Annotated in this window: 13 protein-coding genes and 1 pseudogene; 3 read left to right on the top strand and 11 right to left on the bottom strand. The window is 70.5% G+C overall.

Features of this window, described 5'->3' with window-relative positions; all coding sequences use genetic code 11:
* From GTW43_RS11095 to GTW43_RS11065, 7 genes are all read right to left on the bottom strand, one after another.
* The coding region (locus GTW43_RS11095; protein WP_161301485.1) for an NADH-quinone oxidoreductase subunit G at positions 1-1,471 on the bottom strand (1,471 nt) is incomplete at its 3' end.
* The gene (gene nuoF / locus GTW43_RS11090; protein WP_161301484.1) at positions 1,468-2,826 is read right to left on the bottom strand and encodes an NADH-quinone oxidoreductase subunit NuoF; all 1,359 of its coding nucleotides are present in this window, start codon (positions 2,824-2,826) and stop codon (positions 1,468-1,470) included. The genes nuoF and GTW43_RS11095, both read right to left, overlap by 4 nt.
* The gene (nuoE, locus tag GTW43_RS11085; RefSeq protein WP_161301483.1) at positions 2,826-3,695 is read right to left on the bottom strand and encodes an NADH-quinone oxidoreductase subunit NuoE; all 870 of its coding nucleotides are present in this window, start codon (positions 3,693-3,695) and stop codon (positions 2,826-2,828) included. Before nuoE ends, nuoF begins: the two co-directional genes overlap by 1 nt.
* The gene (locus tag GTW43_RS11080) at positions 3,692-5,017 is read right to left on the bottom strand and encodes an NADH-quinone oxidoreductase subunit D (RefSeq protein ID WP_161301482.1); all 1,326 of its coding nucleotides are present in this window, start codon (positions 5,015-5,017) and stop codon (positions 3,692-3,694) included. The genes nuoE and GTW43_RS11080 overlap by 4 nt, the downstream gene beginning before the upstream one ends.
* Positions 5,014-5,751, bottom strand: coding sequence for an NADH-quinone oxidoreductase subunit C (locus GTW43_RS11075; protein ID WP_161301481.1), 738 nt, complete (start codon positions 5,749-5,751; stop codon positions 5,014-5,016). The genes GTW43_RS11080 and GTW43_RS11075 overlap by 4 nt, the downstream gene beginning before the upstream one ends.
* Entirely contained in the window at positions 5,748-6,302 is a 555-nt protein-coding gene (locus tag GTW43_RS11070; protein ID WP_016640165.1) for an NADH-quinone oxidoreductase subunit B, read from the bottom strand. Before GTW43_RS11070 ends, GTW43_RS11075 begins: the two co-directional genes overlap by 4 nt.
* 34 nt (positions 6,303-6,336) lie before the next feature.
* Positions 6,337-6,696, bottom strand: coding sequence for an NADH-quinone oxidoreductase subunit A (locus tag GTW43_RS11065; RefSeq protein ID WP_003956195.1), 360 nt, complete (start codon positions 6,694-6,696; stop codon positions 6,337-6,339).
* Between the two features lie 687 nt (positions 6,697-7,383).
* Here GTW43_RS11065 and GTW43_RS11060 point away from each other — a divergent pair.
* Positions 7,384-8,196, top strand: a complete 813-nt coding sequence (locus tag GTW43_RS11060; protein ID WP_161301480.1) for a C40 family peptidase — start codon at positions 7,384-7,386, stop codon at positions 8,194-8,196.
* A gap of 82 nt (positions 8,197-8,278) precedes the next feature.
* Here GTW43_RS11060 and GTW43_RS11055 read toward each other — a convergent pair whose 3' ends face one another.
* The 3 genes from GTW43_RS11055 to GTW43_RS11045 all read right to left on the bottom strand — a co-directional run bounded on the left by GTW43_RS11055 (position 8,279) and on the right by GTW43_RS11045 (position 11,760).
* Complete coding sequence (locus GTW43_RS11055) at positions 8,279-9,952, bottom strand: hypothetical protein (protein ID WP_161301479.1); 1,674 nt, start codon at positions 9,950-9,952, stop codon at positions 8,279-8,281.
* 136 nt (positions 9,953-10,088) lie between these two features.
* Positions 10,089-10,415, bottom strand: coding sequence for a putative quinol monooxygenase (locus GTW43_RS11050; protein WP_161301478.1), 327 nt, complete (start codon positions 10,413-10,415; stop codon positions 10,089-10,091).
* 37 nt (positions 10,416-10,452) lie between these two features.
* Positions 10,453-11,760 carry a geranylgeranyl reductase family protein gene (locus GTW43_RS11045; protein WP_161301477.1) on the bottom strand — a complete coding sequence of 436 codons (1,308 nt, stop codon included), beginning with the start codon at positions 11,758-11,760 and terminating at the stop codon, positions 10,453-10,455.
* 96 nt (positions 11,761-11,856) lie between these two features.
* Here GTW43_RS11045 and GTW43_RS11040 point away from each other — a divergent pair, with 96 nt between their 5' ends.
* Complete coding sequence (locus tag GTW43_RS11040) at positions 11,857-12,360, top strand: GNAT family N-acetyltransferase (RefSeq protein ID WP_161301476.1); 504 nt, start codon at positions 11,857-11,859, stop codon at positions 12,358-12,360.
* A gap of 157 nt (positions 12,361-12,517) precedes the next feature.
* A complete protein-coding gene (locus tag GTW43_RS11035) occupies positions 12,518-12,823 on the top strand; it encodes a PASTA domain-containing protein (protein ID WP_343245966.1) in 306 nt (101 codons plus the stop codon).
* Here the strand turns inward: GTW43_RS11035 and GTW43_RS11030 are convergent.
* Positions 12,807-13,489, bottom strand: a pseudogene (locus GTW43_RS11030) (alanine and proline-rich secreted protein Apa); the annotation flags it as partial. The gene GTW43_RS11035 and the pseudogene GTW43_RS11030 sit on opposite strands and share 17 nt — an antisense overlap.

The raw sequence follows: 13,489 nt of genomic DNA, 5'->3' as shown, positions 1-13,489 counted from the left end.
CGGCGATGACCGCGCCCTCGGAGCGCAGCGCCTCGGCGGCGGCCGCCCCGTCCGTCTCCAGGCCGACGCCGGACGCGAGCGCGTCCAGCCACTCGGTCTCGGTGCCGGGCGCGGCCGGCAGCAGCGTGCCGCCCGCCTTCTCCAGTCCGCGCGTGGTGTGCGTGGCGAGCGAGAAGACCCGCTGGCCGTGCTTGCGCCAGGCCTTGCGGAGCTTGAGGAAGACGCCGGGGGCCTCCTCCTCGGACTCGAGGCCGACGAGCAGCACGGCGGGCGCCTGCTCCAGCTTCGTGTACGTGACCCCGGTGCCGTCGAGGTCCCGGCCCCGGCCCGCGACGCGCGCGGCCAGGAAGTCGGACTCCTCGGCGCTGTGCACGCGCGCGCGGAAGTCGATGTCGTTCGTGCCGAGCGCGACCCGGGCGAACTTGCTGTACGCGTAGGCGTCCTCGACGGTGAGCCGGCCGCCGGTGAGGACGCCGGCCCGGCCGCGGGCCCCGGTGAGCCCGCGCGCGGCGGTCTCCAGGGCCTCCGGCCAGGACGCGGCCCGCAGTTCACCGGTCTCGGCGTCGCGGACCTGCGGGGTGGTGAGCCGGTCGGGCTTCTGTGCGTACCGGAAGCCGAAGCGGCCCTTGTCGCACACCCACTCCTCGTTGACCTCCGGGTCGTCGGCCGCGAGACGGCGCATGACCTTGCCGCGACGGTGGTCGGTGCGGGTGGCGCAGCCGCCCGCGCAGTGCTCGCACACCGACGGCGAGGAGACGAGGTCGAAGGGCCGGGAGCGGAATCGGTACGCCGCCGAGGTCAGCGCGCCGACGGGGCAGATCTGGATGGTGTTCCCGGAGAAGTACGACTCGAAGGGGTCGCCCTCGCCGGTGCCGACCTGCTGGAGCGCGCCGCGCTCGATCAGCTCGATCATCGGGTCGCCCGCCACCTGGTTCGAGAAGCGGGTGCAGCGGGCGCACAGGACGCACCGCTCGCGGTCGAGCAGCACCTGCGTGGAGATCGCGACCGGCTTCTCGTAGGTCCGCTTCTTCCCCTCGAAGCGGGAGTCGGCCTGGCCGTGCGACATCGCCTGGTTCTGCAGGGGGCACTCGCCGCCCTTGTCGCAGACGGGGCAGTCCAGGGGGTGGTTGATGAGCAGCAGCTCCATGACCCCCTTCTGTGCCTTCTCGGCGACCGGGGAGGAGAGCTGGCTCTTGACGACCATGCCGTCGGTGCAGGTGATGGTGCAGGAGGCCATCGGCTTGCGCTGGCCCTCCACCTCCACGATGCACTGGCGGCAGGCGCCGGCCGGGTCCAGGAGCGGGTGGTCGCAGAAGCGCGGGATCTCGATGCCCAGCAGTTCGGCGGCGCGGATGACCAGGGTTCCCTTGGGGACGCTGATCTCGATGCCGTCGATGGTGAGGGTGACCACGTCCTCGGGCGGTACGGCCGCCGCGCCGCCCCCGGAGGGAGCGCCTGTGGTGACAGTCATGCGTTCACCTCCGTGCGGTGCTGGTCGGCCCAGAGGGTCGACTTGGCCGGGTCGAAGGGGCAGCCCTTGCCCGTGATGTGCTGCTCGTACTCCTCGCGGAAGTACTTGAGCGAGGAGAAGATCGGCGAGGCGGCGCCGTCGCCGAGGGCGCAGAACGACTTGCCGTTGATGTTGTCGGCGATGTCGTTCAGCTTGTCGAGGTCCTCCATGGAGCCCTTGCCGGCCTCGATGTCGCGCAGCAACTGCACGAGCCAGTAGGTGCCTTCGCGGCAGGGGGTGCACTTGCCGCAGGACTCGTGGGCGTAGAACTCGGTCCAGCGGGTGACCGCCCGCACGACGCACGTCGTCTCGTCGAAGCACTGGAGCGCCTTCGTGCCGAGCATCGATCCCGCGGCGCCGACGCCCTCGTAGTCCAGGGGCACGTCGAGGTGCTCGTCGGTGAACATCGGGGTGGAACTGCCGCCCGGCGTCCAGAACTTGAGGCGGTGGCCGGGCCGGATGCCGCCGCTCATGTCGAGCAGCTGGCGCAGCGTGATGCCGAGCGGCGCCTCGTACTGGCCGGGCGAGGCGACGTGGCCGCTGAGCGAGTAGAGCGTGAAGCCCGGGGACTTCTCGCTGCCCATCGACTTGAACCAGTCCTTGCCGCGGTTCACGATCGCGGGAACCGAGGCGATGGACTCGACGTTGTTCACGACAGTGGGGCACGCGTACAGGCCCGCGACCGCCGGGAAGGGGGGTCGCAGTCGCGGCTGGCCGCGGCGGCCCTCGAGCGAGTCCAGGAGTGCGGTCTCCTCACCGCAGATGTACGCGCCGGCGCCCGCGTGCACGGTGAGTTCGAGGTTGAGGCCGGACCCCAGCACGTTCTCCCCGAGGAAGCCGGCGTCGTACGCCTCGCGGACGGCCTCGTGCAGCCGCCGCAGGACGGGGACTACCTCGCCGCGCAGGTAGATGAAGGCGTGCTCCGAGCGGATCGCGTAGCAGGCGATCACGATGCCTTCGATGAGGCTGTGCGGGTTGGCGTACAGGAGCGGGATGTCCTTGCAGGTGCCCGGCTCCGACTCGTCCGCGTTGACGACGAGGTAGTGCGGCTTGCCGTCGCCCTGCGGGATGAACTGCCACTTCATCCCGGTGGGGAAGCCGGCGCCGCCGCGGCCGCGCAGGCCCGCGTCCTTCACGTACGCGATGAGGTCGTCCGGCGCCATCGCGAGGGCCTTGCGCAGGCCCTCGTACCCTTCGTGCCGGCGGTAGACGTCCAGGGACCAGGCGCGGTCCTCGTCCCAGAAGGACGACAGGACCGGCGAGAGCAGCTTCTCCGGGCTGGTGTCGTTGTTCTCGATCTCGGCTGCCAAGGTCATCACTCCCCCTCCTCGGCGGTCGGACCCGCGGGGTGCGCGGGGTCGGAGGCCGAGGTGTCCTGCGGCGCGTCGTGCGAGCTGAGGTGGTCGGTGGGCGACGGCTCGTGGGGCGGTTCGCCCTCCACGGCCGCGGTGCGCGGGTGGACGACGCGCGCGGGCGGGGTCTCCCCCTTGGCCAGGCGCAGGCCCACGAGCGAGGCGGGTCCGGCGCTGCCGCCGGCCTCGACGGCGCCTTCGCGCGGGTCGGGGAAGCCGGCGAGGATGCGCGCGGTCTCCTTGAAGGTGCACAGCGGGGCGCCGCGGGTGGGCGACACCTCGGTGCCGGTGCGCAGGTCGTCGACGAGTCGGGTGGCGGACTCGGGCGTCTGGTTGTCGAAGAACTCCCAGTTGACCATCACCACGGGAGCGAAATCACAAGCGGCGTTGCACTCGATGTGCTCGAGGGTGATCTTGCCGTCCTCGGTGGTGCCGTTGTTGCCGACGCCGAGGTGCTCCTGGAGCGTCTCGAAGATGGCGTCGCCGCCCATGACCGCACACAGGGTGTTGGTGCAGACGCCGACCTGGTAGTCGCCGCTCGGCTTCCTGCGGTACATCGTGTAGAAGGTCGCGACGGCGGTGACCTCGGCGGTGGTGAGGTCGAGCATGTCCGCACAGAACTGCATGCCGGTGCGCGTGACGTGCCCTTCCTCGGACTGCACGAGGTGCAGCAGCGGAAGGAGCGCCGAGCGGGAGCCGGGGTAGCGGGCGATGATCTCGCGCGCGTCCGCCTCCAGGCGGGTGCGGACGTCGTCCGGGTAAGCGGGCGCGGGCAGTTGGGGCATGCCCAGGCTGACGCCCTGCCCTGCGGATTCGGCAGAACTGGTGGTCACCGGTCGACGCCTCCCATCACGGGGTCGATGGAGGCGACGGCGACGATGACGTCGGCGACCTGGCCGCCCTCGCACATCGCCGCCATGGCCTGCAGGTTGGTGAAGGACGGGTCGCGGAAGTGGACCCGGAAGGGGCGGGTGCCGCCGTCGGACACGGCGTGCACCCCGAGCTCGCCCTTGGGCGACTCCACGGCGGCGTACGCCTGTCCCGGCGGGACGCGGAAGCCCTCGGTCACCAGCTTGAAGTGGTGGATGAGGGCCTCCATGGAGGTGCCCATGATGTTCTTGATGTGGTCGAGCGAGTTGCCGAGGCCGTCGGGGCCGAGGGCCAGCTGGGCGGGCCAGGCGATCTTCTTGTCGCCGACCATCACCGGCCCGGGCTCGAGCCGGTCCAGGCACTGCTCGACGATGTGCAGCGACTGGCGCATCTCCTCCAGGCGGATCAGGAAGCGCCCGTAGGAGTCGCAGGTGTCGGCGGTCGGGATCTCGAAGTCGTAGTTCTCGTAGCCGCAGTACGGGTCGGTCTTGCGCAGGTCGTGCGGCAGGCCCGCCGAGCGCAGGATCGGTCCGGTGGCGCCGAGGGCCATGCAGCCGGCCAGGTCGAGGTAGCCGACGTCCTGCATGCGGGCCTTGAAGATGGGGTTGCCCGTGGCGAGCTTGTCGTACTCGGGCAGGTTCTTCTTCATCTTCTTCACGAACTCGCGCAGCTGGTCCACCGAGCCGGGCGGCAGGTCCTGGGCGAGGCCGCCGGGCCGGACGAACGCGTGGTTCATGCGCAGGCCGGTGATGAGCTCGTAGATGTCGAGAACGAGTTCACGATCGCGGAAGCCGTAGATCATGATCGTCGTGGCGCCGAGCTCCATGCCGCCCGTGGCGATGGCGACGAGGTGCGAGGACATCCGGTTGAGCTCCATGAGCAGCACGCGGATGACCGACGCCCGGTCGGGGATCTCGTCCGTGATGCCGAGGAGCTTCTCGACGGCGAGGCAGTACGCCGTCTCGTTGTAGAACGGCGTCAGGTAGTCCATGCGGGTCACGAACGTGGTGCCCTGCGTCCACGTGCGGTACTCGAGGTTCTTCTCGATGCCGGTGTGCAGGTAGCCGATGCCGCAGCGGGCCTCGGTCACCGTCTCGCCGTCGATCTCCAGGATCAGCCGCAGCACGCCGTGCGTGGAGGGGTGCTGGGGACCCATGTTGACGATGATGCGCTCGTCGTCGGACTTGACCGCGGACTGGGCGACCTCGTCCCAGTCGCCGCCGGTGACCGTGTAGACGGTCCCCTCGGTGGTCTCGCGCGAGGAGGCAGAAGAAGGGGTTGTCACGAGTACGACCTCCGCTGGTCCGGAGCCGGGATCTGGGCGCCCTTGTACTCGACGGGGATGCCGCCGAGCGGGTAGTCCTTGCGCTGCGGGAAGCCCTGCCAGTCGTCCGGCATCATGATCCGGGTCAGCGCGGGGTGGCCGTCGAAGACGATGCCGAAGAAGTCGTAGGCCTCGCGCTCGTGCCAGTCGTTCGTGGGATACACGGCGACGAGGGACGGGACGTGCGGGTCCGCGTCGGGCGCCGAGACCTCGAGGCGGATCAGCCGGCCGTGGGTCAGCGAGCGCAGGTGGTAGACGCAGTGCAGCTCGCGGCCCTTGTCGCCCGGGTAGTGCACGGCGCTGACGCCGGTGCACAGCTCGAAGCGGAGCGCCGGGTCGTCGCGCAGGGTGCGGGCCACGCGCTCCAGGTGCTCGCGCTCGATGTGGAAGGTGAGCTCGCCGCGGTCGACGACCGTCTTGTCGATGGCGTTCTCGGGGACGAGGCCCTGTTCCTCCAGGGCGCCCTCCAGCTCGTCGGCCACCTCGTCGAACCATCCGCCGTAGGGGCGGACGGCCTCGCCGGGCAGCCGGATCGAGCGGACAAGTCCTCCGTAACCCGACGTATCGCCACCCTTGTCAGCGCCGAACATGCCGCGCTGGACGCGGATCTCCTCGCCCTGGTCGCCTCGCTGCCCCGGCAGGTTGGAGGCGCCGAGGTCCTTCTCGGGGTTCACCCCGTCGTTCTCGCCGCTCACCGCAGCAGCCCCTTCATCTCGATCGTCGGGAGCGCCTTGAGCGCCGCTTCCTCCGCCTCGCGGGCCGCCTCCTCGGCGTTCACGCCGAGCTTGGAGGTCTGGATCTTCTGATGGAGCTTGAGGATCGCGTCCATCAGCATCTCGGGCCGGGGCGGGCAGCCGGGCAGGTAGATGTCCACCGGCACGACGTGGTCGACGCCCTGCACGATCGCGTAGTTGTTGAACATCCCGCCCGACGAGGCGCAGACCCCCATGGAGATGACCCACTTGGGGTTGGGCATCTGGTCGTAGACCTGGCGCAGGACGGGGGCCATCTTCTGGCTCACGCGTCCGGCGACGATCATCAGGTCCGCCTGGCGGGGCGATCCGCGGAACACCTCCATGCCGAACCGCGCCAGGTCGTAGCGGCCCGCGCCGGTCGTCATCATCTCGATGGCGCAGCACGCGAGGCCGAACGTGGCGGGGAAGACGGACGACTTGCGCACCCACCCCGCGGCCTGCTCGACGGTCGTCAGAAGGAATCCGCTCGGCAGCTTTTCTTCGAGTCCCATAGCTCTGTGGCTCCTGTCCTCCCCTGTACGGGGCTCAGTCCCATTCCAGGCCGCCGCGCCGCCACACGTACGCGTAGGCGACGAAGACGGTGAGCACGAAGAGCAGCATCTCCACGAGCCCGAAAAGCCCCAGGGCGTCGAAGGAGACGGCCCAGGGGTAGAGGAAGACGATCTCGATGTCGAAGACGATGAAGAGCATCGCCGTCAGGTAGTACTTGATGGGGAAGCGCCCGCCGCCGGCCGGCGTGGGGGTGGGCTCGATGCCGCACTCGTACGCTTCGAGCTTTGCCCGGTTGTACCGCTTTGGACCGATAAGCGTGGCCATGACCACGGAGAAGATCGCAAAGCCTGCCCCGAGGGCTCCCAGTACGAGGATGGGCGCATACGCGTTCACCGCTCCTCGCTCCTCTCAGTCGGCACTGACTGCTGGCGGTTGCAGCGGACCCGCACCCCGCCTCCCCCAGGTAAAAAATCCGAAGATCGCTTACATGTGAAGCAGGTCACAAGCCCGACGTGTCCCGCATCCTATGCCCGGTCTCCTGTGATCTGCGACACGGGGTGCGCCAACTCGTTTGTGATCTCCACCACCTGACGAAGGATCATGAAGTCGGATGAGCGGTGATCTTCACACGCGAAGCACCTGAGTGATCACCAGAGGTGACAACTTGCCGCGTTACTGCTGGTAGAAGCCTCGGCGCACTATCAAGAGCTGCGCGCGAGGCGCAAATTGGCGCTGGACGCGACTGGCTGATAGTGACCCGCGTTCACACATCGGAGGGACGAGGGGGGACGGAAGTGGACGCGCCCCTACCCCTTGGAGGCTTCTGTGTGACCTGCGTCACGCACCAGGTAACGGCTCGGAAACCGGGCTTGGCCAACGGTGTCAACGAGTGGTAAGCGCCGGGCAATTCGGACGTATCAAAGAAACGCCGTGATCACAGCGGTGCGCAGGGCTGTCCGTATTGCCCGTTACGGCGTCAATAAGGGCCGCCGCGCCCGGGATTCACGTCTCGGTTTCACAACTGTGGCGCACCACACGTTTCTTGAAGGGAACCGTGAAGCCCTGATAGCGGTTGTACTCATGTCCCACACCGCTCACATACCCAGCCACCGGAAGCCCCGCCGCAGCGCCTCGAAGCTGGCCCTGCGCGCCGGAGTTACCGGTGGCGTCCTCAGCACCCTGGCAGTGGCTGGTGCGTCCGGTGCGGCGAACGCTGCCGAGCCCGTGACGCAGACCATCGAGCTGCCCACGCTGACCGCCGACCTCGCCACGCAGGTCGCCGAGTCCGCGGACGCCACCCAGCAGGCCGCGGCGAACTACCAGCTCCAGGCGGAGCGCGACGAGGCGTTCTCCAAGGCCTCGGACCAGGCGAAGAAGGACCAGCTCGCCGCCGAGAAGAAGGCGGAGGCCAAGAAGAAGGCCGAGGCCGCCGCCAAGGCGAAGGCCGAGCGCGAGGCCGCCGAGAAGGCGTCCCGCTCCGCCGAGCGCACGACGCTCTCCACCGCCTCCGCCACCTCCGACGCCCCCGCGCCCGCCAGCGGCTCCGTCGGCGCCGTCATCGGCTTCCTGAAGGCCCAGCTCGGCGACGCCTACGTCATGGGTGCCACGGGCCCGAACTCGTGGGACTGCTCCAGCCTCGTGCAGGCCGCGTTCCGCCAGGCCGGCGTCGACCTGCCGCGCGTCTCCCAGGACCAGTCGATGTCCGGCACCGAGGTCGGCACGTCCAACCTCCAGGTCGGCGACATCCTCTACTGGGGCGGCAAGGGTTCCGCGTACCACGTGGGCGTCTACATCGGCAACGGCCAGTACCTGGACGCCGCGAACCCCTCCAAGGGCGTCGTCATCCAGGACCTGTCCGGCTACCCGGCGAGCGGCGCGGTCCGCGTCCTCTGAGTCATCGCACCACCGGTACGGCGAAGGCCGCCGCTCCCCTGCCCGGGGAGCGGCGGCCTTCGCCGTGTGCGGCCGGCCGCGCTCAGGCGGCCCTGCGGCGCACGACGAGCACGACGGCGGCGCCCAGGCCCAGCGCGAGCACCGCGGCCCCTCCGGCGAGCAGCACGCCGCCCGCACCGGTCAGCGCGAGTCCGCCGCCGGAGCCGTCCGACCCCGCGTCACCCGACGCACCGTCGGACGAACCGGACCCGTCGGACGAACCGGACGCACCGTCACCCGCGCCGCCCGAGGGGCTCGCGGACGCCCCGCCGTCGGACGAACCCGGCGCACCGGAACCGCCGCCCGCGCTCTGCCCGGATTCCGTGCTGTTCAGCACGATCCATGCCTTGTTGTTCGCTTGGTTCGGCTCGTTCGGGTTGTCCCACTTCGGGATCTCCACCGCGGCCCTGGCGTTCTTCACGACCTTGTCGATGCGCAGCTCGAACGGGAACGTCAGCTTCGCGTCCTCCAGGAGCGGCGTGCTCACCCAGCACAGGTAGCCCTTCACGCCCTCGTCGATCGTGGTGGCGTTGCAGCGGCTCGGCGCCTTGGTGACCTTCGCGCCCTCGGGGATCCGCACCGTGAAGCCGATCGGCTCGCCGCCGGAGCGCTGCGCGCTGAGCCAGCCCGGCCCGTCGTTGCGGAAGCCGATGTCGGCCTTGACCGTGTCGCCCGCCTCGCCCCGGACGGAGGCGCCGGTCAGGGCCAGGTCGTAGGTGTTGGTGGTCGGAAAGTCCAGGTCCGTGTAGCGGGTGTAGCCGGAGGCGGCACCCTGGACCTTCTCGAGCGCCAGCGGCGCGCCCGTGCCCGGCACGTAGCCGTCGGCGGCCTTGAGGGCCTTCGCCTTGTCCGGGGAGACCGCGGAGAAGCTGTAGGAGAAGATGTCGAGCAGGGCGAAGTCGGCGGTGTGCACGCGCAGCGGGTCCACGAGACCGTACGCGGTGCCCGCGGCGTACGTCCCCGGGAAGGTGCAGATCGCGTCCGTGCCCCGGTGCAGGAGCGGGCCGTCGGCCGTCTTCTTGTACGCGCAGTTGCCCGCGCTGTCCGGGAAGTCGACGCCCCGTGAGCCGTGGAAGCGGAGCACGGCGCCCTCGGCGGCCAGGCCGCCCACGTTGCGGAAGCCGACGGGGGCGTCGTAGGTGTCGCCCGCGGCGAAGCCCTTCGGCTCGGACAGCTTGTGCCCGAGGAACTCGGGGCCGCCCACCAGGACCTCGACGGTCAGCGGGGTGAAGGTGACGCCCTCGCCCTCGCCGGTGACCTTGATGGTGCCGAAGTCCCCGGCGGCGCTCTGGCTGCCGAGGTCGAGACGGATGCCTCCGAGCTTGTTGTAGTCCGCGCCCGCGTTGATCTCGCTGCCCGTGCACTCGGCGGTCAGACCCTTGGCGGCGCAGGGCAGCTTCACGGAGGCGACGCCGTCGAGACCGGTCGCGTCGATCTTGATCGTGTAGTCGCCGCGGTGGACGACGGGGATGACACCGTCGTCGCCGGGCTCGTCGCTGCCGGGTGCGGCGAGGCGCAGCGTGAGCTGCGGTTCGCTCCGGTCTCCGTTGTCACCCTGGAGGGACAGGTCGACGCGGTTCTCGCCGGTGATGGCGACGGTCAGCGGGGCGTCGTCGGCGACGGCCCCGGGCAGGGCTCCGAACCCGGTGGTGAGTGCGGCGGCCGCGGCGAGCGTGAGAGCCGCGCGGGAGGCGGCTCTGCGGAAGTGACGTCTCATCAACGCTCTCTTGTCGAAGTCGTAGGGGCGAGCCGGCCTCGGCTCACCCCTACGACCTCGCACGACGGCGGACCGTTGCCCCCTACACCGTCACAAGAGCATCACAGAACACACACAGCGCGGCGGGCGTCCCGGGTCAGGACTGCGGGGCCAGCTCGCCCATCGGACCCCAGCCCTCGTTCGGGATGTCGGCGTTGATGATCTCCGGAGTGCGGGCGATCAGCGGGGCCATCGCCTCGAGTCCCGCCGTGAAGTGGGCGGAACCGACGTGAGCGGCGCCCGCGTCGGCGTCCCGGAAGCCCTCGACCAGGACGAACTGGTGCGGGTCCTCGACGCTGCGGGACCACTCGAAGAAGAGGTTGCCCTCCTCGGCGCGGGTCGCGGCGGTGAACGGCGCGGTGCGCTCCAGCCAGGAGTCGGCGTGCTCGGGCTTGGCGGTGAACTTCACGACGATGAGAATCATGGGTCCAGCCTGCGCCCGAGCGGCCCGGGAGAACAAATCAGGCCTTCGGGGCCACCTTGCTCAGGCCGTTGATGATGCGGTCCATCGCGTCGCCGCCGGTCGGGTCGGTCAGGTTCGCCAGCATCTTCAGCGTGAACTTCATCAGCACCGGGTGGGTCAGGCCGCGCTGCGTCGCGATCTTCATGACCTTCGGGTTGCCGATCATCTTCACGAAGGCGCGGCCCAGCGTGTAGTAGCCGCCGTAGGTGTCCTTGAGGACCTTCGGGTAGCGCTGGAGGGCCAGTTCGCGCTGGGCGTCGGTGGCGCGGGCGTGCGCCTGCACGATGACGTCGGCCGCGATCTGGCCGGACTCCATGGCGTACGCGATGCCCTCGCCGTTGAACGGGTTGACGAGGCCGCCCGCGTCACCGACCAGGAGCAGGCCCTTGGTGTAGTGCGGCTGGCGGTTGAACGCCATCGGCAGGGCGGCGCCGCGGATCGGCGTCGTCATGTTCTCCGGGGTGTAGCCCCAGTCCTCCGGCATCGAGGCGCACCACGCCTTGAGGACCTCGCGCCAGTCCAGCTCGCGGAAGGCCTTGGAGGAGTTGAGGATGCCGAGGCCCACGTTGGACGTGCCGTCCCCCATGCCGAAGATCCAGCCGTAGCCGGGCAGCAGCCGGTCCTCGCCGGGGCCGCGCCGGTCCCACAGCTCCAGCCAGGACTCCAGGTAGTCGTCGTCGTGCCGGGGCGAGGTGAAGTACGTGCGGACCGCGACGCCCATCGGGCGGTCCTCGCGGCGGTGCAGGCCCATGCCGAGCGACAGACGCGTCGAGTTGCCGTCGGCGGCGACGACCAGCGGGGCGTGGAAGGTGGTCGGCGTCTTCTCCTCGCCCAGCTTGGCCTGCACGCCCGTGATGCGGCCGGTGCGCTCGTCGGTGATCGGGGCGCCCACGTTGCACCGCTCGTACAGGCGGGCGCCGGCCTTCTGCGCCTGCCGCGCGAGCTGCTCGTCGAAGTCGTCGCGCTTGCGGACCAGTCCGTAGTCCGGGTAGGACGCCAGGTCGGGCCAGTCCAGCTGGAGGCGGACACCGCCGCCGATGATGCGCAGGCCCTTGTTGCGCAGCCAGCCCGCCTCCTCGGAGATGTCGATGCCCATCGCCACGAGCTGCTTGGTGGCGCGCGGGGTCAGGCCGTCGCCGCAGACCTTCTCGCGCGGGAACGCCGTCTTCTCCAGGAGCAGGACGTCCAGGCCCGCCTTCGCCAGGTGGTAGGCGGTGGCCGAGCCCGCCGGGCCGGCGCCGACGACGATGACGTCCGCGCTGTGCTCGGAGAGGGGCTTGGAGAGGGGTGTGGGCTGCTCGGTCACGGCGGGTTCTCCCCAAGGGTCGAAAACGGTGTGCCGTCCGGCACGGACATGGGCAGTCTATTCAGCGGATCCGATCACCCAGCGAAGGGCCAGCACATGACTCGAGTCCTGCCCGCCGTGGCGCTGCGCGTGCCCACCCACGAGGACGCGTTCGCCTGGCACCGGGTGTTCGACGACCCGGACGTCATGGAGTTCCACGGCGGTGCCTCCGCGGAGCTGTCCGTCTACGAGGAGCTGACCGCCCGGCAGCGGCGGCACGACGCCGAACGCGGGTTCTGCCTGTGGACGATGACGGACGAGGCGGGTGAGGTCATCGGGTTCACCGGGGCGCAGCCCTGGGAGCGGACCTGGGGGCCGGTCGGGGAGATCGAGATCGGCTGGCGGCTGGGCCGCGCCCACTGGGGGCGGGGGTACGCGACGGCCGCGGCGCGCGGGACCCTGGAGCGGGTCGAGGCGGCCGGGGTGCCGAGCGTCGTCGCGATGGTCGACGCGGACAACACCCGCTCGATCGCGGTCACCCAGCGGCTCGGCATGGAGCTGGCGGAGACGTTCGTGACGCCGACCGGGCGCCGCGGGCACTGCTTCCGACTGGTGTTCTAGACACGGTCCCGCCGGAGCGGGAGCGGGGGCCGCCGGACGGGTGGCTCCTCTTCCGGCGGCCCCGGAGCGGGGCTACGGTGCGGGTTACCTCCTGGAGGTGACAGCTGTGCCGTGGAGAGCGAGAACACCGAGAGACGCGGGGCCTCCCGAGGTCCATGTGCCGAAGCTGGTCGGCCTGATGGCGGTCGACGCACAGGCCGAGGCCGTCGCGTACGGGCTGCGGCTCGCGGCCGGGGACCGCCCCGATCTCGGGGCGGCCGCCGTGGACCACGTCGTGCGGCAGTACCCGCCGCCCGGCGTCGAGGTGCCCCGGGACGCCGTCGTCACCGTCTGGTTCGACTTCGGGGAGGGCGAGGGCGGCGGCGGTGCGGGCGTGCGGATGCCCCGCGAGCCGGGCCCGCGGGGCGGTGGGCTGCGGCGCGAACTGCCCGAGCCCGAGACGTCGTTCAGTCCGTGTCCGTGAGCCGCCACGAGTCGAGCGCGATCCGGTACATCTCCTGCGCGGAGTCCCACTCCGTGTCCCGGGCGGTGAGCAGGATCGCGTACTCGGTGCCGTCGGCGGCCACGTACGACTGGTCGACGCAGTGGATCGTGGTCCCCGCCGCGTCCTCGTACGTGTACTCCCACCGGGCCCCGTCGCGGCCGTGGAAGGTGTTCCGCGCCAGCTCGACGCGCCGGTAGTCCTTCTTCGTCCCCTCGTCCTCGAGGTGCTGCTCCATCTTGAGCGTGTTCGCGTACGAGGTGTAGCCCGCGTCCGGGATGACGCCGACGAGGTAGCCCTCCAGGCCGGTGCCGCCCGCGTACGTGATCTGGCTGCCGTTCTTGACGCCCTGGCGGTACCAGGCCTCGGGGACGACGAAGGAGAAGCCCTTCTCGTCGACGACCCGGTGGTAGCCGTCGGGCACGTCCTGCGGGCCGGTGGGCTCGCCGCCGTCCGGTGCGGACGCGGAGGGCTCCTGCGCGGACGCATCGGCGGACTCCTGGGAGTCCTGCGCGGCGGGCGGCGCCGAGGACGGCGGGGTCGGCGCGGTCGGGCTCGCCGTGGTCGCGCTCTTGTCGTCGCTCCGCCCGCCGTCGTCCCCGCGGTCGTGCAGCAGGACGACCCCGGCCGCGGCGCCGCCCCCGACGA

The organism is Streptomyces sp. SID5785, from assembly GCF_009870065.1.
In the GTDB taxonomy this organism is placed as follows: Bacteria; Actinomycetota; Actinomycetes; order Streptomycetales; family Streptomycetaceae; genus Streptomyces.
This window is presented reverse-complemented; position numbering and strand designations above follow the sequence as displayed.

What these genes read in the sequence shown, in the direction of transcription:
- nuoF (WP_161301484.1), bottom strand. Translation starts at nt 2,826, where the DNA reads ATGACCTTGGCAGCCGAGATCGAGAACAACGACACCAGCCCGGAGAAG.
- GTW43_RS11070 (WP_016640165.1), bottom strand. Translation starts at nt 6,302, where the DNA reads ATGGGACTCGAAGAAAAGCTGCCGAGCGGATTCCTTCTGACGACCGTC.
- GTW43_RS11060 (WP_161301480.1), top strand. Translation starts at nt 7,384, where the DNA reads ATGTCCCACACCGCTCACATACCCAGCCACCGGAAGCCCCGCCGCAGC.
- GTW43_RS11055 (WP_161301479.1), bottom strand. Translation starts at nt 9,952, where the DNA reads ATGAGACGTCACTTCCGCAGAGCCGCCTCCCGCGCGGCTCTCACGCTC.
- GTW43_RS11050 (WP_161301478.1), bottom strand. Translation starts at nt 10,415, where the DNA reads ATGATTCTCATCGTCGTGAAGTTCACCGCCAAGCCCGAGCACGCCGAC.
- GTW43_RS11040 (WP_161301476.1), top strand. Translation starts at nt 11,857, where the DNA reads ATGACTCGAGTCCTGCCCGCCGTGGCGCTGCGCGTGCCCACCCACGAG.